Raw genomic sequence first — 21,894 nt, 5'->3', positions numbered from 1 at the left:
TTAAGTCCAAACGTTTCCGTCAGGTAAAATGACTCCTTTGGTAATTATAAAACAACCAAATGGTCTAGCATCTGTTGTTGTAACTATGCAATAAGCCTTCTTAGCCTCTTCATAAAATTCTTGTCTTGAAATTGATCCTACATTCCAATTTTCACCAGAGACTTTTTTTACAATATCAATAAATTCTTTATGTGTTTCAGTTAACTCTTCAGGTTTGTCATCTACTTGCATTCTCAAAGCTGGAGACCCTCCCTTTGAATTTATAAAACTATCAAGTGGAAAAACTGAAAGTATAGCAGAGGCTGCTTCTTTTATACCAACTCCGTCCAATCTTATCACTTTATCATTTGTAGTATTTGCTGGAAAATTAGCATCAGCTAATATTAGTTTTTCTCCATGACCCATAGATCTTAAATGAAAAAGTAAATCTGGGCTTAATACTGGATCAATTTTAATAAGCATGAATTATTATATTACATAAAAAAAAAGGGTGGAATTAAATTCCACCCTTTTTTTTAAATTATATATCTATCGATTATTTAAAATCGTTAGCGTTTTCTTTTGTTACTAATTGTGTTCCAGTATCGATATTCGGATCAATACTTCCACCATTAGCTAATTCAAGCGCATATTTAACCCCATATGCACCCATGTTATAAGAAAACTGAGCAATTGTTGCTGTCATCTCTCCTTTTAAGATACTTGTAGCTGCATCTGGTGTAGCATCAAATCCTACCACAACCACATCATTCATGTCCGCATCTTTAAGAGCCTGCATAGCACCTAAGCCCATATTATCATTTGAAGCAAATATTGCTTTGATGTTTGGATTTTTTAAAATGATCGACTCTGTTACAGATCTACCTTTTGCAGTATCCCACTCAGCAGTTTGGGTTGCAACAATGTTTAATCCACAATTTTTAAAACCTTTTATAGCGCCATCTCTTCTTAACAACGCTGTAGATTGTGACTCGATACCAGTTAAAATTGCAACATCTGAACCTTTAGGAGTTTTATCACAAATAAATTTTGCAGCTAACTCTGCACCATTCATATTGTTCGTTCCAATAAAAGTTACTCCTTCGTTAATTCCCTTTGTATCAACGAATACAACTGGAACTCCACTTTTGATAGCATCATCAACGATCGGAGCAAACGCATTTGGATCTCCTGGTGCTAGCGCTAAAGCATCAACACCTTTCGCTAATTGGTCTTCAACTTGGTTTATCTGTGCCTGAACATCTCCCTCTTGAGGAGGTGCAATTAAAATTAATTTAACGCCTAGTTTTTTAGCTTCCTCTTCAGCACCTTTTGTTACAGATGCCCAAAAAGGATTTCCAGATCCAGGACCTTTAATACTGAATAGGATTTTTTTACCATGTCCATCAGCAAAAGATACTGAACCTAAACTGATTGATAAAAAAATTGCTGTAAAAAAAACAACAATTTTTCGTGTTAAGTTTTTCATTTATTTCCCCTATTGTTATTTAAAAACTAAATTAAATAAAAAAAATGAGAAGAGTTCAACTGTTTATAAAGGTGTTAAGACAATTTTGAATACAACTAACGCGTGTAAGTACGTATAATTTACTTTCTAGTTCCCAAATCTCTTCTTAATACATCTATATAAACTGCAAGAACTATTATTGAGCCTATTAAAACTTGCTGCCAAAAAGAACTAACATCCATCAAATTGAGACCATTTCTTAAAATTCCCATGATCATTACACCTGCAAATACTCCTAAAACTGTACCTCTACCACCAAAAAAACTTGCACCTCCAATTATGCATGCAGCGATCGCATCAAGTTCAGATTGAAGTCCAGCGTTGGGATAACCCGAGTCAGTTCTGCCAGCTAAAATTAAAGCACCAATGCCAGATAGAAATCCACATAATGAATAAACTATAACTAAAATTTTGTTAACATTTATTCCTGATGCCCTAGCAGCATTTGGGTTTCCTCCAATTGCATAAATCCATTTTCCAGTTTTGCTATGATTTAAGAAAATCCAAAAAATTATATATACAATTGCAATTAATACTAAACTTACAGGAAGGTACTGCGATTTTTCTAATCCTAACCATTGAAGATCAATTCTTCCATGACCAAGGTACCTAACTTCGTCTGTAAAACCACTTATAGGGGTTCCACCAGAGATTAGGTTTCCAGTTCCTCTAAATATATAAAGTGTACCTAAAGTCATTATAAAAGGATGAGGCATGCGAAGCAAGGTGATACCAAGACCATTAAATAGACCACACAAAAACCCTGCAATCAAAGGTGTAATAACCACAATGTACCAAGGTGCTCCAGCTTTAGCAACTACAGCTAAAATCATTAAAGATAACATCATAATTGAACCGACTGAAAGATCTATTCCAGCAGTCACAATTACCATAAATACTCCTAAAGCTAACATTGACTGCCAAGATATTTGTTTAAAAACGTTAGTTACATTTCTCCAAGATAAAAAAACATCTGGTTGTAATATGTGCATAACCAAAATCATAATTACTAATAAAAGAAGAATTCCATATTTTTCTAAATATGGCATTAGTTTCAAATGAAGACTTACAATTTTTTTATCTTTATCTTCCATATTTATTTTTTTCCCATAATCCAACCAATCACTTCATCTCTAGAAGTATTTGATAGACTTGCTTCTGCAAAATTTGTTCCCTGAAACAAAGCCATTACTCTGTCACATACTGTAAATATATCATCCATTCTATGACTTATTACAATCACTCCAACACCTGTTTTTTTTAAACTATTAATCAGATCTAATACTTTACCCACTTCTTTGATTGCTAATGCAGCAGTTGGTTCATCCATAATTACTACTTTAGCATTAAAAGCTGTAGATCTGGCTATTGCAACAGCTTGTCTTTGACCACCTGATAGTTCCTCTACTTTTTGATCTGCACTTTTTACATTAATTTTTAATTTATCTAGATGAGCATTTGTTAATTCTTTTATTTTATTAAAGTCTAATAATTTTATAAATCCTAAATTTTTAGTGGGTTCTCTTCCAAGAAATATATTTTCTCCTATTGGTAAGTTGCCTGCTAGTGCAAGATCTTGATAAACCATTTCTAATCCTAAGTTTTGAGAGTCTCTTGGACTTTCTAAAATTTCCTCTTTGCCTTGAAAGAATAATGAGCCTGCACTAGGTTTATAAAGACCAGATAATACTTTCATCAAAGTTGATTTTCCAGCTCCATTATCTCCAACAACACCTAAGCATTCTCCTGCGTGAACTTTTAAGTTTACGTTCTCCAATGCTGTTATGGTTCCAAAATATTTTGTTATTCCTCTTGCTTCTAGTAGTGGATTGCTAGTTGGTGACATAAGTTATAAAATTATTAAAATATCAATTAATTGCAACTGGTTTTGAAGCTAATAATCCTACTGTCTTTAATTCAGCCTTTTTACAAAATTTAGGTTTTAAATTTTTTGATATTAAATGCATGTCCTTTAAAACTATGTCCCCCATGGCAAAAAAAGCCTCAGTCAAAGCTCCAGCTCTGTGTGATGAAAACAAAATATTTTTAACTTTTCTGATTGGGTCATTTTTTCTCACTGGCTCCTCAGGAAAAACGTCTGTAGCTACATAAATATCTCCCTTTTTAACTCTCGTGATCAAGTCTTTAAAATTTACAACTGCTGCTCGACTCATCAATATAAATAATGAGTTTGTTTTCATTTTATTAATTAAACGTTTATTTACTAAATTTTTATTTTTAGTTGTTACTGCTGCTAATACGTAAATAATTTCGCACGTTTTAAACATATTATTTAAGCTAACTGGATTAAATCCAAAGCTTTTAATTTTGTTCTTAGACAACCAAGGGTCATAAACATTTATATCTTTTGTAAAAGGCAGCAACAGTGGATATAACGATTTTGCTAGGTCGCCAAATCCTAACAATCCAATTTTTTTTCCTGATAAAAGTGATGCTTTTAAATTACTTTCTAATCCGTATTTCTCTTCACCTTTTACAAAATCAAAATGAGCATTATGAATATTTCTTAATAAAGAAAGTGTCATTCCTAATGCAATTTCTGCTACAGGCTTTGAAAATACTGGAGAGGTTGCAATTACATGGATTCCTTTTTTAGAACAATAAGTATAATCAACATTATTCATAAAATTACTTTCAACATTTATTATTGCTTTTAATTTTTTTGCTTTTGACAAAATTTTTTTATCTAAGTCTGGCTGACCCATAATGAAAGTAGCTTTATTAATATAGTTTTCATAAAATTGTTTTTTTTTTTTATTAGGTGCTATTAAAACTTTATATTTTGTTTTTAATTCTTTTAATTTTTTTTTTGTAAAAATCAGATCCAATGTTCTTGGAAAAGGATCAGATATAACAATTGGTTTTGACATCTAAATTAAAATTTTTTTTACTTCTTCTTCAGTAAATTTTTTTGGCCTATCACATTTTGTTTCTATTTTTTGAGGAGTTCCTGTGTTAGCTGCCCTCATGGTTGACTCGATTATATCTAATACATGTAAAGATAAATCACCTGAACACCTATGTTTTTTGTTTTTTTGAATAGAATATAACATTTCAGATAAACCAACACTCCGATAGTTTGCATTTGTAGCAGCTTCATTTGATCTTCCACTAGATGATGTTATGTTTATTTTTCCTAAATGCATCTTGTCTGTTTTATGTTCACCCCATTTTCCACCTTCTGTAACAGAAATAAAAACAGAACCCCCAAACATATTAGGATCTGGAACAATAATCGATCCTTTTGTACCATAAAGCTCCATATGGTTTCTTTGATGATTAATTACATCAAATGAGAGTGTTACCTGAATTATAGCACCACTGTGAAATTGGATTGTCGCTAAATATGTTGTAGGTGTTTCCACTTTAAATGATTTGTTTTTTTTAGGTCCCACTCCATAAATTCTCTTTTTAAAAGCAGTTAATGTTCTTCCTTGAACTTGTTTTGCAGGTCCAAGTAAATTAACTAATGTTGTAAAAAAATATGGTCCCATATCGATTACTGGGCCTCCTTCTTTTTTATACCAAGACTCAGGTTTTGGATGAAAAGACTCTACTCCAGGAAATGCGAAAATTGCATTACCAAGTTTAATCTCTCCAATCAAATCTGAGTCAATTAATTCTCTAGCTTTTTGAATTCCTCCACCTAAAAATGTATCTGGAGCATTTCCAAGATAAAGTTTATTTTTTTTTGCTAGTGAGACAAGTTCTTTACCTTTTGCAAAATAAGTTGCTAGTGGTTTTTCTGAATAAACATGTTTACCTGAGTTCAAAACTTTTTTTGATACTGAATAATGAGACTGTGGAATTGTTAAATTTAAAATAACTTCTATTTCATTATCTTTTAAAATTTCTGAAACTGTTTTAGATTTAATATTGTATAATTTTGCACATTTATTGGCTGCTTTTTGATCAATATCTGCACAAGCAATTATTTTAAAATTATTAAAATATTGTTGCCCTCTAAAGTATGTCTCGGCAATGTGACCACAGCCTATAAGACCGACCTTAAAAATTTTATTCATAAAGATTTATACGCCTTGTCTTTGTTTATCTTTTCCCTCTTTATAAAGTTTTAAAGCCTCTTCATTTTCTTTAGTTTTAGGAATTTCAAGTGTTGGACTGTCCCAAAAAGCAGAACCCTCAACCCACTTATAAGCATGAGTTTTAATTGAAATAACGTATGTTACATCAGATGCTTTTGCTCTTTTAAATGCAGCTTCAAGATCTGAAATTGAATTAACATGTTCAGATTTAGCTCCCATACTTTCTGCGTGTTTTGCAAAATCAACATCAACTAATCCAGGAGTATTAGAGCTCTTTAATAAGTTATTATATTCTTTACCACCTTTAAATAATTGAAGTCGATTGATAACTGCAAACCCACCGTTATCACAAACTATAATTATTAATTTATTTTTTGTAATAACTGATGAATAAATATCTGTGTTATTTAAAAGATAAGAGCCATCTCCTACAAAAGAAATTACTTCTTTATCTGGATTTGCCATTTTTATTCCAAGTGCTCCTGAAATTTCATAACTCATACAACTAAAACCCCACTCTGTTTCATGAGTATTTAATTCTCTAGGTCTCCAAACTTGAACAACTTCACCAACTAAGCCTCCTGCTGCGGTAACTGCAATATCTGTTGGGTCAGAGTTTCTATAAATTGCACCAATAACCTGGACATAACTTGGAACTTCTTGATTTGTCGGCGCACTCTCTTTATCTATATGGTCATTCCATGATTTGAGTTCAATTTGAGATTTTTTATTCCATTCTTCTCCAGCTTTCCAACTACCTAATACTTGTGAAAGCTCTGTTAATGAAACTTTAGCATCTCCAATGACAGCTTGCGCTAAATGTTTGTTAGCATCAAATCTTGATACATTTATTGAAACTAGTTTAAAATTTTTGTTTTCAAAATTTGCCCATGATCCAGTTGTAAAATCTGCAAGTTTAGTTCCAACTGCAATTGCTAAATCTGTTTCTTTTGCTAAAGTATTTGTATTTTTTCCACCTAAACCACCAATTTGACCTGCAAAATGAGAATGGTCACTTTTCATTGTAGAATATCCCATTACAGTTTGTGTAACTGGTATATTGTGTTTGATCGCGAACTGACTCAACACCTCCATTGCATCTGAGTAAAAAACCCCACCACCTGAAATTATAATTGGATTTTTAGATGACTTAATTTTTTCTGCTGCCTCTTTAATTTGAAATTCATCTGGTCTTGGTCTTCTAATTGCATGTACTCTTTCTTTAAAAAACTCTTCTGAATAATCAAAGGTTTGACCTTGTACATCTTGGCTTAAAGCAATACATGCTGGACCACAGTCTGCAGGATCTAACATTGTATGAACTGCTGCTGGGAATGATTGAATAATCTGTTCTGGTCTAGTTATTCGATCAAAATATCTTGTAACTGGTTTAAACGCATCATTAGCTGTTATTCCAGGATTATTAAAATGCTCAACTTGTTGCAACACCGGATCTGGCATTCTGTTTGCATAAGTATCTCCTGGTAGAAACAAAATAGGCAATCTGTTACTCAAGGCAACTGCTGCAGCTGTAACCATATTTGTTGCACCAGGCCCAACAGAGGATGTTGCTACAAAAATTTGTTGTCGTCTTTTTGCCCTAGCATAACCAATTCCAGTAAGAGCCATATTTTGTTCATGGTGTCCTCTGTATGTTGGAAGTTCTTTTTTACTTTCTTCTAGTGCTTGACCTAAACAAGCTACATTTCCATGTCCAAAGATCCCAAAGACACCTGGAAATAACGGTTCTTTTTTACCATTAATTAATATTTTCTGAGCAATCAAATATTTTACTATCGCGTGAGCACATGTGAGAGTAATTTTTTTCATTAATATGTTTATCTTTTAATATGTATAGTGTTTATATATAATTCTATTTATAAATTAAAAAACCTAACTAAGTAAACTTAAAAATAAATTCTATGTACGAAAAATTTGGACAATTCATTGATGGTAAGTGGCAACAAGCAGAAAAAAAAGAAACTTACGACGTAATCAACCCTGCAACAGAAGAAGTAATTGGAAAAGCATCAAAAGCTTCATCTATTGAAGTACAAAAAGCATTAAAGTCTGCAGAAAAAGGTTTGGAAGTTTGGAAAAATACTGCGCCATGGCAAAGAGCTTACGTACTTAGAAAAATTGCAGACATGATGAGAGAGAAAAAGGATGTAATAGCAAAATGGTTAACTCTTGAAGTTGGAAAGCCTCTTGCAGAAGCTGTTGGTGAAGTAGGTGGTGGAGCTGATATTTTTGAGTGGAATGCTGAAGAAACAAAAAGAATTTATGGTCAAACACAACAAAGTAGATTTCCAGATACTAGAGTTCATGTTTATTATCAGCCCGTGGGAGTTGTTGCTGCTTTAGTTCCTTGGAATTTCCCAATAGTTTTAGCATCTAGAAAAATTTCTACTGCCCTAGCTGCAGGATGTTCAGTAATTTGTAAACCAGATGTAATTACTCCTGGCGCTGTAATGGAATTAGTAAATATTTGCAAAGAAGCAGGTGTGCCAGATGGTGTCGTTAGTCTTTTGTCAGGCGATCCTGCTGAAATATCAAATGAATTAATGGAGTCGGATATAATTAAAAAAGTTTCAGTTACTGGATCAACAAGAGTGGGTAAAATTATTTTAAAAAAAGCAGCTGATAAAGTTCAAAGAGTTACTATGGAACTTAGTGGACACTCGCCTTTTATTGTGTGTGAAGATGTAGATATGAACAAAGTAGCTGATATAGCAATAACTGGTAAATTTAGAAATAACGGTCAGGTCTGTATTTCACCTAATAGATTTTATATCCAAGAAAACAGAAAAGAGGATTTTGTTAATGCTTTCATTGAAAGAGCAAAAAAATTAAAAATTGGAAACGGTATGGACCAAGGTGTGGATCTGGGCCCTTTAACTACTGCTAAGAGATTGGAAGAAATAGAAAAACTAGTTGAAACTACTAAAAAGGAGGGAGCTAAAGTGTTAATGGGTGGACAAAAACCCTCTGGTTTCAATAAGGGATATTATTATGAACCAACAGTCTTTGATGACGTTAAAGATAATTTTACAATCATGAAAGAAGAGCCTTTCGGTCCACTAGTTCCAATTTTAACTTTTAAAACTTTCGATGAAGTAATTGAAAGAGCAAATGATAATGACTTGGGATTATGTAGTTATTTATACACTAACTCTATGGACAAAGCTCACATTGGATCTGAAAAATTAGAGTCAGGTTGTGTTGCAGTAAACACTGGAGTTGTTGCTATTGCTGAGGCACCGTTTGGAGGAATAAAACAAACTGGTTATGGACGTGAAGGTGGTTCAGGTGCGATAAAAGATTATCTAAATGTGAAATACACTCACATGGGTTTAAAAATCTAGAAAATGAGAAAAAATAAAATCAAACAAATGATGAAGGAAGGTAAGCCTGTAATCAATGGTTGGTGTGCCATTCCTAGCACAGCCTCCGCTGAAGCAATGGCTCATCAAGGATGGGATTCTCTTACAGTAGATATGCAACATGGTTTAGTTGATTACAGTAATGCACTTCCAATGATGCAAACAATATCAACAACAGATGTAACTCCTTTAGCTAGAGTTAACTGGAATGAACCAGGTCAAATTATGAAAATTTTAGATGCTGGTTGTTATGGAATTGTTTGTCCAATGGTAAGCAATAAAAAAGAGGCAGAAAATTTTGTTCAAGCATGCATGTATCCACCTGATGGCTACAGAAGTTTTGGCCCTATACGAGGTCTAATTTATGGTGGAGCTGATTATGCTGATCACGCTAATGAAGAAATACTAAAATTAGCAATGATCGAAACAAAAGAATCTTTAGAAAATCTTGATGAGATAATGTCTACACCAGGTGTCGATGGTATTTATATTGGCCCAGCAGATCTAAGTTTAGCAATAGGTGAAAAACCTGGTTTTGATAGGTCAGAGACTACAAAAGCTTATTCTGAAATTTTAAGAATTTTAGAACATGCTAAAAAAAATAATATTTTTGCAGGAATTCATAACGGTACTACAGAATATGCTACCAAGATGATTGAAAAAGGTTTTGATTTTGTGACTATAGCATCTGATTTGAGAGCTTTAAGTGCTGGTGCTAAAGCCACAGTAGACAAAATGAAGGGTTCTTTATCAAAAAAAGAAGATAACTCAACTTACTAATCAAGTTGTTCTAAAAATTCCTCTAATTGTTTTTCTTCTAAATTAGAGGATTGTTTTTTTCCAGGAAATTTTCCATTCATAGAATCTTTTTTAAAAGCCTTCAAAGCCTTTACTCTTTCTAGTTTTATTTCATTTCTAAGTTTCAATAAATTTCCATATGCTTTTGAATGTCTTGGGGGATTTTCTGTGTCACCACAGATATCTTCCATAAATAAATACATTACATCAGCGTTTTTACCTGAACCTAATGAAATAGTAACTATGTCTGTTCGCTTTGAAATTTCACCCATTACATTTTCAGGTATTACTTCACACTCAGCCGAAAACGCACCTGCATCTTCTAATCTTTTAAATTTTTGAAAAAGTTCGTAAGCTTCATCAGCAGTTTTGCCAACTGCTCTTAAGCCACCAATCCAAGTAGATTTTCTTGGAACTAAACCTAAATGCCCCATTACTGGAACATCTTCCTTAGCCAGCAGTTCAACTATGTCCATACTTCTTGGTGTCATAACTGCATCCGCACCATTCTCTAATGCTTTAAAAGCTCCACGCATAATATCTTCTGCAGTGACAAACTCATTCAACACCAAAGCAGCTGTTAAAAATAAATTTTTTGAACCTTCTCTTACAGGAAGTACATTTTTTGCATTTGATATAATCATATCAAAGCCTGCTTTTTCGGCTGCTTCAGCTTCTTCAACACTATTCGCTGTAACTTGTGTAAATTTTCTTTTTCCTTTTGCTGCTTTTAAATCCCTAACAGTCAAAGTTCGTTTTGCCGGTTTAGCAGCCCAAGTATAGATATTCTTCATTTAATTCCTCTATATAGAATATCTCTCCTATCAATAAACTCCTCAAAGGTTTTAATGGTAATTACTGAAGGTAAAATAAATATAGATCTCTTGTCCCTCTCATTTCTTATAATTCTAAAATAACCTTTTTTAATTGCAGTATCGATGTAAACATTTGAGGTTAAATATGATTTTTCAATTACTTTAAGTAATTGATTTTTAGTTATTGATTTATTTTTGTAATAAGCAAGCATAACCATATGTAACATTATCCAATGTTGTGGGGTTAAGGAAAACCAATTCAATAATTCGTTAGCTAATCTTCCTTCAAAATCTCCAAGTGATATTTCTGCTAATTGAATTCTTTTTTGAGTAAGTTTTGGGATTTTTTTTTGTTCTTCAAAGTGCTTAGGATACTTGAACTGTCTTTTCATTTAAATAAATTTAAACTCATTGAGTTTTCTATTCAATACTATTTTTACTTAATAGTTCTTTATAAATGTTATTAACTCTATGTACTTCTGTTGCGGTATTAAAATAACCTTCATATTCTATTTCTTCAGGTGATACATCAAAATGATAATGTCCTGCATCTCTGTCATGTTCGTAAGAATGAAAATGAGTATGTTCACCAGACTCTCTTAGATTCAATTCTCCTCCAGTAGGATCACCAGTCCAAAGAATAGAATAACATTGTAATTTTGGTCCAACTGGCTCATAAAATTGAAGAAAATCTTTTACACATTTCATTTGTTTTGGATCATAATACTCGTGTTTAATATCTTTATAATCAGGTTGCACATGCGATCTTATTTTTCCATTTAATACTCTAAATACGCCAGCAAGAGACAAATGTTCATTATCTTTAATTTTTAAATTTTTTGATAAAGAAGACCTCATTGCTTGAGGCAAAGAACCTTGTTCTCCATTTCTACCTTTAATTTTAATTTTGATAACTTTTCCTTGTTTGCCGTCTGTATAATAAATGTTTCCAAGTCCACCGTGTTTTTTTGCAGAATACTTTTCAACAATACATTTTTTGTCTGGACTCACTCTTGCTATTATTGATTTAGACTCTTCAGTTATTAAATTTTCATTAATAACTAATTCTCCACAATGACCATCTAAACATGACATTGCACCTGATCCAGCTCCTAAAGCATAAGATTTTTCAGAATCAATCATTTTAGATATTTCTTGATAGTCAAACTCTGCACCAATAAATTTTGGATCATGCATATAAGGCTCTCCGCCAACATCTATTATTTTCTGATTTCCACTAATTCCTTCTGATGGACAATCCCAATCTCTTAGATTTGGGCAATCTACCACTTCTACCTCAACGTTTTTGAAATTTTCAGACAACCCTTTTCTTAACGCATCTGAAATATCTTCTAGTAGATAATTTTTAAAAGTTCCTTTTTCTATTTTTAATTGCATGATGATAATAAGCTATAATTTATTTTGCATATTGTCTATAGATAATATATATAATTTCTATACATAAATAATTTTAAAAAAGGTAACGATGATTAACAAAGATTTGAAGGTAGCAGTCCTTGGTGCAGGAGCAATGGGTTGCTTGTTTGGCGGTTTACTTGCTGAAAAAGGTTTAAATGTAATTTTAATTGATGTTTGGAAAGAACATGTAAATGCAATTAATAAAGATGGTTTGAAAATGGATGGACATGGTGGTGACCGAGTAATCAATGTTAAAGCTACTTCAGATCCATCTTCGTTAGATAAAGTAGATGCTGTAATAGTTATGTGTAAAGCAACTGCATTAGAACCAGCTCTAAATAGTATTAAAAATATTATTGGTGAAAAAACAGTCTTCATGTCTTTTCAAAATGGTATTGGTCATGAAGCAATTATTCAGAGTATTGTAGGTAATGAAAAAGTAATTGGTGGGACAACTACTCAAGCTTCAAATATTTTAGGACCAGGTCATATAATGAATCATGGTTCGTTACCATCTTGGATTGGTGAATATGAAGGAGGAATAACAGAAAGAATTACAGAAATAGCTGACACTTTTACTGCACATAATTTGGAAATGATTGCGGCTGAAGATGTAAAAAAAAGAAAATGGATGAAGCTTTTTGCTCTAACAGCAATTGGACCTTTGTCTGCAATTTTTGATCTTCATCATACGGACTTGTATATAAACAACAAAGCAAATGAATTATCTCGTGGTTTAGGTAAAGAAATAATTTTAGAAACTAGAGAAGTTGCACTTGCTGATGGTGTAAATGTTTCTGAAGATGAATGCTTATTTATGTTTAATAAAATTGTAGATTCAATGCAAACTAATAAGTCATCAATGGCTTTTGATGTTCAATACAAGAGAAAAACTGAAATAGATTTTATTAGTGGTGCGGTTTCAAAGATAGGTAAAAAACATGGTGTTAAGACACCATTAAATGACCTTATGTATAAAATGATTAAAGTGAAAGAAGGTATGTACAGCTAAATGCTTGGTACAAATAAATTAAAAAAAATCAAAAGTAACTTTCCAGTTTTAGTTGGTGAAAATGTTGTTTCTAAAGGTATTTGTAATTTATTAATTAAAGAAATAAGTAACTCTAAATCATTTGATGATATGATTATGGGTGGTAGAAGTAGGATAAATAAAGGTTCGAAAAATTTTAATTCATATATCAAAAACTCTGTTTACTCTGCAAAACTTTTTAAGCTTTTTAATAGCAAGACTTTTTATAAAAAAATTGAAAATCTTTTTACAAAAAATTTTAAAGATGGATCGTGGGTTAATTTATATAAACCAAAATCTTTTAATCCTAAAAAGTTCACTATTAAAAAAAAATTAAATTCTAATGAATTAAAAAAAATATTGGGTAATAATTATACTAATCCTAAAGTAAATTTAGATATTGATTTTTCGGTATCAAAAGGAGGATATAGATTAAGGCCTCATAGGGATGATATAACTAGGTTATATAATTTCTTAATTTATCTAACAGACATACCAAAAAAAAATGGCGGCTCTCTAACTATCTACAGGAAAAAGGCTAAAAAAAATTTAAGAAAGAGTTTTAGAAGATTTCCAAAAATAAACGAGTTAGAAATAGTTAAGTCTTTTACACCCAAAAAAGGAACTGTTGTTTTTTTTCAATCTACTCCAAATTCCTATCATGGAGTAAAGCGCTTTATAGAGAAAAATTGTCCAAAACGTTTTTTTATTTATGGAAGTTATGCTTTAAACAAACCAGTTGTATGGAATTATAAAGGAATCTCGTATTATCCTCATATAGTTAGCAACAAAAAAAGAATGTTGACCTCTTTTCATGACGCGAACTATTTAACCACAGCACCAAACCATTGAAATTATTTCAATGATAAAATAAATTTTAACAATGACAAATACTTTTCAAAAAAAATTATATGAGAATGGGTACTTAATTGTTAAAAATGTACTTAACTATAGAAGAGACTTAAAACCAGTTCTTAATGATATGGAATTTGTTATGGATTGTCTCATTCAAAAGTATGCAAAAAAAACTGAGGTTAAAAAAGTTCTTAATCTAAATTTTAAAAGAAAATATTCATATATATCAAAACTTAATATTTATGATCTAGATCAATATTTTAATACAAGATTACCTAGAGACCATGTTAAAAGAGATAGTGATTATTTCGCTACTCAATCATTATGGAATTTAATTACAAATAAAAGAATTTTAGATGTTGTAGAAAAAATTTTAGGTAAAGAAATAATGTCTAACCCTGTTCAAAATACTAGAATTAAACAACCTGAAAAAAAATTACCAAAAGGATCAATTCATGACGGCTTAAGTGGTAGAACACCATGGCATCAAGACGCTGCCGTTTTAAATTCTAAAGGACAAAAATTAACTGATATGGTCACAGTGTGGATTCCTTTCACCAAAACTACTAAAAAGAATGGATGTATGATTACAGTAAAAAAAATTAATAAAATGGGATTATTAAACCACGTATCAGGATATAGAGGACAGGTGGAATTAAAAAACAGTAAATTGCTTGATGAAATGGAACACATTTATTTAGAGGCAAATGTGGGTGATATAATATTATTGCACAAGCATTCTATTCATTGCTCATTACCAAATAGATCAAATGATTTTAGAATTAGTGCTGATTTAAGATATAATGTTGCAGGACAACCATCAGGCAGGGAGCCGCTTCCAAACTTTTATGTTAGAAGTAAAAATAAAAAAAATCTTAAAGTTCAAAATTTTAAACAATGGTTATCTCTGTGGGAGAACGCTAAAGAAAGACGTATTGGAAAACATGCATTTAAGTATCCTTTGCCAACGTACAAGAATAATAAAAGAGACTTGTCTAATTTAGTTTAATATCTAAAAAAATTAATGACTAAAATTTTAATTACAGAATTCATCAACCAAAATAGTCTAGAAAATTTAAATAAAAAATTTGATGTTATGTATGATGAAAAATTATGTGAAAATGAAAAAAAACTAATAACAATGGTTAAAGATTATGATGGTTTGATTGTTAGAAATAAAACTCAGTTAAATTCAAATATTTTAAAAAATGCAATAAAATTAAAATTTATTGGAAGGCTGGGTGTTGGTTTAGACAATATTGATACAGAATATTGCAAAAATAAAAATATTCATGTTCAACCAGCTACAGGAATGAATGCAGATTCTGTTGCTGAATATGTCGTTTCTTCATCAATGTCTCTTATAAAAAAAATTCCAATGTTTCATAATGGAACTATCAAGGGTGAATGGCCAAGAACAACCATTAAATCTATAGAAATAAAACAAAAATATTTAGGAATAATAGGATTTGGCACAATTGGGAAAAAAGTTGCTGAGTATTCTTCAAAAAATGGTTTAAAGATTTTAGCTTACGATCCTTATGTTAAGGAAATAAATAATAAAGAAATTGATGCTAAATTATTAAGTTTAAAGGAGATATATGAAAAATCAGACATCATTTCCATACACCTGCCTTTAACAGATGAAACTAAAAATTTGATTAATAAATCGTCATTTTCTCAAATGAAAAATAAACCGATTTTAATAAATACCTCTAGAGGAGGTATAATAAATGAGAGTGATTTAATTGAAGCTTACAACAAAAATAATATTTCTGGCTTTGCTCTAGACGTGTTTGAAAAAGAACCAATAGAGAGTGAATTTTACAACATGATAAAACCTGGTATGAATTGTATACTTACACCTCATATTTCTGGTGTAACAACTGAGTCAAACATTAGAGTAAGTGACTTTATAGTTAAAAAAATTACAGATTTTTTTAACTAATTATTTCTTCTAGATTTATTAATCGACCTTGTTTTATTGACTGCTCTGCAGCCTCTCCCACAGAAACAGCAATTAAACCATCTTCTAATGAAACCTCTGGATCTGAATTATTTTCAATAGCTTTCAAAAAAGCTAAGTGTTCGTAGTAAGTAGATCCATGATGGTGGCCCGCCTCAAGAATTTTTTTATCTACTTCAATATTTTCAACATGTGTTTTGCCATCTCTCATCCCAATTCTTATATTTGATGAGGTTTTACCTGAATCATCGGAGGGGACTGAAGTTTCAATTTTTCCTTTATTTCCTGTGGCTACAAGCTCTTCTTGCATGTCAGAATTTTCTGCAAACATACAAAGCTCAAGCAAACTTCTTGCTCCATTTTCAAAATTTACAATCACATAGGCATTATCAATGATGTCTGGTTTTTTTCCATTATATACTTCATCTAAATGGTTAACGTCTTGACCACCACTTGCATAAACACTGAGTGGCTTACTTTGGATAATCAACCTCATTAAATCAAAGAAATGGCAGCATTTTTCAATAAGTGTACCACCAGTATTTTCTTCAAAACGATTCCAATCATTTACTTTATTTAAAAAAGGAAATCTATGTTCCCTTATGGTTAAAGTTTTTAAATCCCCAATTTTATTATTATGAATTTCATTAATAAACTTTGAAACTGGCGGCATATATCTATACTCCATCGCAGTCCAAAATACTGAAGGATAATCTTTTGTAAGTTTTTTTATTTCTAAACAATCTTTTGTATTAGTGCATAATGGTTTTTCTACCAATATGTGTTTTTTAGTTTTGATTACATCTTTCAAGATTTCTATATGAGTAAAGTTAGGAGATGAAATTAAGTATACATCAACAATATTTTTTTCAATCATTTCTAAATGATTTTTAAAACAAAAAACTTTTGTTTTTATAATTTCTTTACATTGATTTAATGATTCTTCATGAGGATCAGCAAGTGCAACTACTTCAGCATTATCAATTAAAGATATATTTAAAATATGTTCTCGAGCCATTGTCCCTGCTCCAATTATTCCATATTTTATTTTTTTCATATTCTGTTTGTATCAGTTTAATTTAAAAACTTAATCAATACTTAGCCCGCTTGGCACTTTATCAGGTTTACCTAGCGGTCTCTGATTTCCACTTCTGCCAGTTAATGATTCTAGGAAAGAAACAAGTTGATCTATTTCTTTATGATTCAACTCTATAGGCTGTATGTCAATACTTGATAGAATTCTGTCTTGTTCTCTTTTGTCTGAAAAAGTTACAAAATCAATTTTTTCTAACCAAGGTGCCTTAGGTAAATTTGCATATTCAGGTTTCCAATTCTTATTCATTTTAATTGGATTTAAATGATGCTTAATTATTGATTTTAAAGTTGGATAAGCACCATTATGACCGTAAGGAGCTGTTAAAGAAACATTTCTTAATGCTGGTGTTTTAAATTTATACATGTCGTTTATATTGTCAGTTTCAACCATTCGTCCAACGTCACGTGCATAGGGATCAAAAGGCCGGGTTCTTCCAGGACCAAATTGGGGAATTCCTATTGAATGAAATTTTTGATCTGACAACAAAGATCCTGAGTGACAAGAACTACAGTTTGCTTTTCCATAAAATAAGTTCATGCCATTTATTTGCTTTAAAGTTAAAGCTTGTTTATCTCCATTCAAATATTCATCAAAGGGAGAGTCAAAAGATGTCCATTCATGAATTTCAAATGCAGCAATTGAATTAACAATATGTGTAATGTTTATATCTAAAGGACTATTAACATCATCAAAAGCATTTTTAAATAACTCAACATACTCTGGAATTCCTCTAATCCTGTTTGTAATTACAGGCCATACCCTATCAATTCTCATACTATCTTTGCCAACTTTTGAGACTAAACCTATAATTTCATTTTCACCTGGATTTCCTGCCATCTCAAACTGTCTAGTCATTGGAAACAAAGCTTGAACTGCAACTATATTATCGAGTCCTTTTGGAAGTAGTTCTTGCGCTGGGGTATTAAAACCATTACCAAATATATCAGATTTAGTCACTCTTCCGTCATGAAGCAATGTTGTAATATCTTTAAATCCTAAATTCCATAAAGCTAAAGCATTTCTTGGAATTCGTTTTTTTATTTTATCATCGCCCTCACCTGCAGTTCTCTCTAATCCTATACCTTGACCTCCCTCACCAATGCCTAACGAAAGTCCATCTGAACCTCCTAGATCATGACTATGACAGGTTGCGCAAGCAATATTTCGATTTGCAGATAAAATTTTATCGTGAAATAAAAGTCTTCCAATTTTAACTTTTTCTATATCAACTTGATGGAAATCTTCAATCTTTAATGGTTTTGGTAAATCAGTTGCGTAAGTTTTATTTACTGAAATTAAAAATGGAATTATAAATATTATTATTTTTAAATGTTTAAATATCTTTTTATACTTTTGTTTCTTCCATCCATAGTTTTTGCAGAAATAGAAAATGCTCGAGATTTGATGGAAGATGGAAAATTTAAAGAAGCTATGGAAGAACTTATGCCAGCAGCTAGATCTGGTAATGCTGATGCTGAAGAACTTATTGGTATTATGTACGCTATGGGTCTCGGTGTTGAAAGAGATGATGTTAGAGCTTTTGAATGGTATCTCAGATCTTCCATGAAAGGTCATCCTGGTGCTCAATCTGGTGTTGGGTGGTATTACGAAATTGGTAGAGGACTTCCTGCTCCCGATCTTGTTAGAGCTTATATGTGGTATGGTTTGTCTGCTATTGGTGGAGATCCTGATGCTGCAATTTCTCAGGAAGAAGTTATTAAAAAAATGACTCCTGAACAAATTGAAAAAGCTCATATTCTCATAAAAGATTATAAATCTTGGATATATCCTTTTAGATAATGAGGCGAACTAAAATCCGCCCCATTATATTCATTTGAAATTACAAATCTTTTTTGTATGCGCTCGATGCTCTTTTCTCTGCACTCGCTACCGCTTTAGTTAAAGCGTTGAAAATCTCTTTTCCACCTTTAACATTAGCTTTAAACCAATCATACACTGGGCTAGCTTCTTTTTTAAAACTAGCTTTTTGATCAGGCGTAGGAACATATAAATCTCCACCACCTGCTACAAAGTCTTCATAAGCTTTGATTGATTTTCTTTTAGGAGATGCAAAAGTTGCTTGTTGTAAAGCATAAAAACCATCAGTCACAACCTTTTTAAGATCCGTAGACATAGATTCGTATTTTGCATTATTCATCCACCATAATGCTCCCATGTATGCATGACCGTCTAAAGTAACATATTTAAGACCTGCATCAGGAAACTTCATGTTCATTATGTCAGTAATTCCATTTTTAGAACCCTCAACTACACCAGTTTGAAATGATGTAAATAATTCTGGCCATGGAATAGGAGTTGGGGATGCACCTAATGCTCTTACAAGCTCCTGAGGTAAATCAGCTACAACCGTTCTGATTTTTAAACCTTTCATATCAGATGGATTTGCAACTCTTCTTTTTGTATTAGCAAAATTTCTCCATCCTCCAGTATTTCCAATTGTCATCAATCTAATTGAGTCATTTGAATCTTTTAGTGCCATTTTTCTCATTGTTCTTACAAAATCACCTTGCATTACATCTTCAGCAATTCTGTCATCAGCCATTAGATAAGGTAAATCTAAAACTTGAACATATGGGAATACACCTGCTGCACCTCCAGAAGTAGAAATGTAAATATCTATACTTCCATCAGATACACCTTGTAAACACTCGGCACCCTTTGAACAAAGCTGCGTACCTACAAATAGTTCTACAGCTATTTTTCCATTTGAAGCTGCTTCTACGTAGTTTTTAAATACCACAGCACCATCATAATCTTCATCTTGATCATTAGAGTTCATTGTCATTCTTAAGTTATAATCTGCAGCTGAAACAGATGCAGTAAAACTAATTAAGAATAATAATGAAAAAAATGATTTAATTAATTTACTCATAATTATTTCCCTCTCATTAAATATTTATGTATGAAAACTATACTTAAATTGAATTAGAGAGTCTATCGACTAGTAAAAAAAAAATTAAATTTATTTTGCGAATCCAGTAAGCAAAGGTATCGTCATCGAAATTGATGGAAAATATGTTATTAAAAATATTACTATAGCTTCTACTGCTAAAAATGGCAATATAGCTTTTGCTATTGTTTCTACTCTTTCCCCAGACACAGAAGATGCAACAAATAACACAAGACCCATTGGTGGAGTTGCTAAACCAACTGTTAAATTAACGGACATAATAATTGCAAAATGCACAGGATGAACTCCAAGTTCAACAAAAACTGGTCCAAGAATTGGTCCTAAAATAATTATAGCTGGACCTGCATCTAAAAACATTCCAACAACAAATAATAAAATATTTATAAGAAACAATAAAACATACGGGTTGTCAGTTAATCCTAAAACGAACGCAGCAAGATGCTCAGGTGCATGAGATAAGCTAACTACAGTTTTAAAAGCCATTGCAGCACCAACTAAAAGAAGTACAACAGAAGATACCATCGCTGCTTTTGTCATCACTTTAGGAACATCTTTCCATTTCAATGATTTTAAAACAAATAGACCGATAAACATTGCGTAAGCAGCTGCTACAGCTGATGCTTCTGTTGGTGTAAAAATTCCACCAAGAATACCACCTAAAATTATTACTGGTGTCATCAAAGGAAAAAAAGCTTTTAGAGATGCCTTACCTCTTTGACCCCAGGTTGTTTTTTCTGTTACTGCTGGAAAATTATATCTCTTGGCCATGAATTTTATTGTGACCATCAAACTAACTCCTACTAAAATACCAGGTACAATTCCTGCTAAAAATAATGCCGCAACACTCTCACCCATTACATACGCATAAATAATCATTATCCCTGAGGGTGGAATTATAGGTCCGATTACTGAACTAGCTGCAGTAATAGCAGCTGCAAATTTTTTTGTATATCCTTGTTTTTCCATTGCAGGAATAAGCATTGATCCAATTGCTGAAGTATCAGCTACAGCTGAACCAGATAAACCAGCAAACAACATTGAAGTTAGTACATTGACATGAGCCAATCCACCTTTTAAGTGACCCATCATCGCTTGACTAAATTCAACAAGTCGATGAGTTATTCCTCCTCTGTTCATTAACTCCCCTGCTAACATAAAAAATGGAATTGCCATCAAAGGGAAGCTATCTATTCCATTATATATATTTCTATAAAGCATAGCTCCATCTCTAGCTTGATCATTTAACCAAAGCAAAATTCCTGGTGCTGCTAACAATCCAAAAAAAACAGGTAAACCAATTAACAAAAATAATAAAAATAAAGGAAGAAACCAAACTAACATTATTGTGTCTCCAACTTTTGTTTATCGTAATCTTCAGGCAAGTCTAACTTTGAAAAATTAGTCAGAATATTTCTTAAAATTAATTCTATATTCACAGAAATTAAAAAAATAATCCCCACAGGTAATGACATATACATCCAAGCTAATTTTATTGGTTCTGCTTTACCACCAATTAAATGAAAAGGAATCTTTATCGATGAAGAATTAAATATCCATCCAGCATTAATATGTTTAAATCCTAATTCTAAACCTATTACTAAGACAAAAAGAGATACTATTAATAAAAATAAAGTTAATAATGTGGAGATAAATTTTGGTAAAAATCTTTCTAATAAATCAATAGAAACAAATCCACCCCATCTATACGCAGATGGTGCAATCAATCCTGTCATCCATAACATCAAAAATCTAGCAACCTCGTCGGGCCATGGCAGTGCGTTATTTAATACATATCTAAAAAATACTTGTACTAAGATGACAATCACCATCAAAAGTATTGCTATCCATGCAAACTGTCTTCCAATTCTTAAAAAAAAAGTATTTATTTTCTCAAGGATCTTAAAAAAAGATAGTAGGATATTAATTGTCAAATTCACAACTAAATTTATTTTAAATATTTAATAAATACAACTTTAATCAAAAAACTAATTTACTTTATAGAATAATTCTCGTATTAAAAATGCTC

At 31.6% G+C, this 21,894-nt stretch carries 22 protein-coding genes; 7 read left to right on the top strand and 15 right to left on the bottom strand.

All coding sequences use genetic code 11. The features are described 5' to 3' along the window. The 7 genes from ACTT9X_RS02245 to iolD form a co-directional block, all read right to left on the bottom strand. Nucleotides 1–462, bottom strand: coding sequence for an RbsD/FucU family protein (locus tag ACTT9X_RS02245; RefSeq protein WP_440934073.1), 462 nt, complete (start codon nucleotides 460–462; stop codon nucleotides 1–3). Between the two features lie 73 nt (nucleotides 463–535). Further along, entirely contained in the window at nucleotides 536–1,468 is a 933-nt protein-coding gene (locus ACTT9X_RS02240) for a sugar ABC transporter substrate-binding protein (RefSeq protein ID WP_440908067.1), read from the bottom strand. A 119-nt stretch (nucleotides 1,469–1,587) separates the two neighbouring features. Continuing rightward, the gene (locus tag ACTT9X_RS02235; RefSeq protein WP_440908068.1) at nucleotides 1,588–2,601 is read right to left on the bottom strand and encodes an ABC transporter permease; all 1,014 of its coding nucleotides are present in this window, start codon (nucleotides 2,599–2,601) and stop codon (nucleotides 1,588–1,590) included. A gap of 2 nt (nucleotides 2,602–2,603) precedes the next feature. Beyond that, entirely contained in the window at nucleotides 2,604–3,353 is a 750-nt protein-coding gene (locus ACTT9X_RS02230) for an ATP-binding cassette domain-containing protein (RefSeq protein ID WP_440934072.1), read from the bottom strand. A 22-nt stretch (nucleotides 3,354–3,375) separates the two neighbouring features. Then, on the bottom strand, nucleotides 3,376–4,398 hold the full coding sequence (locus ACTT9X_RS02225; protein WP_440934071.1) for an NAD(P)-dependent oxidoreductase: 1,023 nt from the start codon (nucleotides 4,396–4,398) through the stop codon (nucleotides 3,376–3,378). After that, nucleotides 4,399–5,553 (bottom strand): Gfo/Idh/MocA family protein, encoded by a 1,155-nt coding sequence (locus ACTT9X_RS02220; RefSeq protein ID WP_440934070.1) that lies wholly within the window; start codon nucleotides 5,551–5,553, stop codon nucleotides 4,399–4,401. 6 nt (nucleotides 5,554–5,559) lie between these two features. Further along, a complete protein-coding gene (gene iolD / locus ACTT9X_RS02215; RefSeq protein WP_440934069.1) occupies nucleotides 5,560–7,404 on the bottom strand; it encodes a 3D-(3,5/4)-trihydroxycyclohexane-1,2-dione acylhydrolase (decyclizing) in 1,845 nt (614 codons plus the stop codon). A gap of 92 nt (nucleotides 7,405–7,496) precedes the next feature. Here iolD and ACTT9X_RS02210 point away from each other — a divergent pair, with 92 nt between their 5' ends. Beyond that, complete coding sequence (locus ACTT9X_RS02210) at nucleotides 7,497–8,939, top strand: NAD-dependent succinate-semialdehyde dehydrogenase (RefSeq protein ID WP_440934068.1); 1,443 nt, start codon at nucleotides 7,497–7,499, stop codon at nucleotides 8,937–8,939. A gap of 3 nt (nucleotides 8,940–8,942) precedes the next feature. Continuing rightward, nucleotides 8,943–9,737 carry an HpcH/HpaI aldolase family protein gene (locus ACTT9X_RS02205; RefSeq protein WP_440934067.1) on the top strand — a complete coding sequence of 265 codons (795 nt, stop codon included), beginning with the start codon at nucleotides 8,943–8,945 and terminating at the stop codon, nucleotides 9,735–9,737. Here the strand turns inward: ACTT9X_RS02205 and ACTT9X_RS02200 are convergent. The 3 genes from ACTT9X_RS02200 to ACTT9X_RS02190 are packed head-to-tail and all read right to left on the bottom strand — an operon-like array spanning nucleotide 9,734 to nucleotide 11,968. Continuing rightward, complete coding sequence (locus ACTT9X_RS02200) at nucleotides 9,734–10,549, bottom strand: 3-methyl-2-oxobutanoate hydroxymethyltransferase (protein ID WP_440934066.1); 816 nt, start codon at nucleotides 10,547–10,549, stop codon at nucleotides 9,734–9,736. The genes ACTT9X_RS02205 and ACTT9X_RS02200 overlap by 4 nt on opposite strands. Further along, nucleotides 10,546–10,962, bottom strand: coding sequence for a MarR family transcriptional regulator (locus tag ACTT9X_RS02195; protein WP_440934065.1), 417 nt, complete (start codon nucleotides 10,960–10,962; stop codon nucleotides 10,546–10,548). Before ACTT9X_RS02195 ends, ACTT9X_RS02200 begins: the two co-directional genes overlap by 4 nt. A 28-nt stretch (nucleotides 10,963–10,990) precedes the next feature. Continuing rightward, complete coding sequence (locus ACTT9X_RS02190; protein WP_440934064.1) at nucleotides 10,991–11,968, bottom strand: DUF1907 domain-containing protein; 978 nt, start codon at nucleotides 11,966–11,968, stop codon at nucleotides 10,991–10,993. 88 nt (nucleotides 11,969–12,056) lie between these two features. Between ACTT9X_RS02190 and ACTT9X_RS02185 the strand changes: the two genes are divergently transcribed. The 4 genes from ACTT9X_RS02185 to ACTT9X_RS02170 are packed head-to-tail and all read left to right on the top strand — an operon-like array spanning nucleotide 12,057 to nucleotide 15,822. Further along, complete coding sequence (locus ACTT9X_RS02185; RefSeq protein ID WP_440934063.1) at nucleotides 12,057–13,001, top strand: ketopantoate reductase family protein; 945 nt, start codon at nucleotides 12,057–12,059, stop codon at nucleotides 12,999–13,001. Continuing rightward, nucleotides 13,002–13,871: a 2OG-Fe(II) oxygenase gene (locus ACTT9X_RS02180; protein WP_440934062.1), complete on the top strand. Its 870-nt coding sequence runs from the start codon at nucleotides 13,002–13,004 to the stop codon at nucleotides 13,869–13,871. 31 nt (nucleotides 13,872–13,902) lie between these two features. Then, nucleotides 13,903–14,883, top strand: coding sequence for a phytanoyl-CoA dioxygenase family protein (locus ACTT9X_RS02175; RefSeq protein ID WP_440934061.1), 981 nt, complete (start codon nucleotides 13,903–13,905; stop codon nucleotides 14,881–14,883). Nucleotides 14,884–14,898: 15 nt separating this feature from the next. Continuing rightward, complete coding sequence (locus ACTT9X_RS02170) at nucleotides 14,899–15,822, top strand: NAD(P)-dependent oxidoreductase (RefSeq protein WP_440934060.1); 924 nt, start codon at nucleotides 14,899–14,901, stop codon at nucleotides 15,820–15,822. Here the strand turns inward: ACTT9X_RS02170 and ACTT9X_RS02165 are convergent. Further along, on the bottom strand, nucleotides 15,815–16,897 hold the full coding sequence (locus ACTT9X_RS02165) for a Gfo/Idh/MocA family protein (protein WP_440934059.1): 1,083 nt from the start codon (nucleotides 16,895–16,897) through the stop codon (nucleotides 15,815–15,817). The two genes, ACTT9X_RS02170 and ACTT9X_RS02165, sit on opposite strands and share 8 nt — an antisense overlap. 30 nt (nucleotides 16,898–16,927) lie before the next feature. Further along, nucleotides 16,928–18,145, bottom strand: coding sequence for a cytochrome-c peroxidase (locus tag ACTT9X_RS02160; RefSeq protein ID WP_440934640.1), 1,218 nt, complete (start codon nucleotides 18,143–18,145; stop codon nucleotides 16,928–16,930). A gap of 120 nt (nucleotides 18,146–18,265) precedes the next feature. Between ACTT9X_RS02160 and ACTT9X_RS02155 the strand changes: the two genes are divergently transcribed. Beyond that, on the top strand, nucleotides 18,266–18,736 hold the full coding sequence (locus ACTT9X_RS02155; protein ID WP_440934058.1) for a tetratricopeptide repeat protein: 471 nt from the start codon (nucleotides 18,266–18,268) through the stop codon (nucleotides 18,734–18,736). A gap of 40 nt (nucleotides 18,737–18,776) precedes the next feature. Here the strand turns inward: ACTT9X_RS02155 and ACTT9X_RS02150 are convergent, their stop codons facing one another. From ACTT9X_RS02150 to ACTT9X_RS02140, 3 genes are all read right to left on the bottom strand, one after another. Next, nucleotides 18,777–19,829, bottom strand: coding sequence for a TRAP transporter substrate-binding protein (locus ACTT9X_RS02150; RefSeq protein ID WP_440927502.1), 1,053 nt, complete (start codon nucleotides 19,827–19,829; stop codon nucleotides 18,777–18,779). 90 nt (nucleotides 19,830–19,919) lie between these two features. Then, nucleotides 19,920–21,209, bottom strand: a complete 1,290-nt coding sequence (locus ACTT9X_RS02145) for a TRAP transporter large permease (RefSeq protein ID WP_075504318.1) — start codon at nucleotides 21,207–21,209, stop codon at nucleotides 19,920–19,922. Then, a complete protein-coding gene (locus ACTT9X_RS02140) occupies nucleotides 21,209–21,805 on the bottom strand; it encodes a TRAP transporter small permease (RefSeq protein ID WP_440934057.1) in 597 nt (198 codons plus the stop codon). Before ACTT9X_RS02140 ends, ACTT9X_RS02145 begins: the two co-directional genes overlap by 1 nt. Nucleotides 21,806–21,894: the final 89 nt, after the last annotated feature.

The organism is Candidatus Pelagibacter sp., from assembly GCF_052049855.1.
Classification (GTDB): domain Bacteria; phylum Pseudomonadota; class Alphaproteobacteria; order Pelagibacterales; family Pelagibacteraceae; genus Pelagibacter.
The sequence above is the reverse complement of the archived record's forward strand: the minus strand, read 5'-3'. Positions and strand labels throughout refer to the sequence as shown.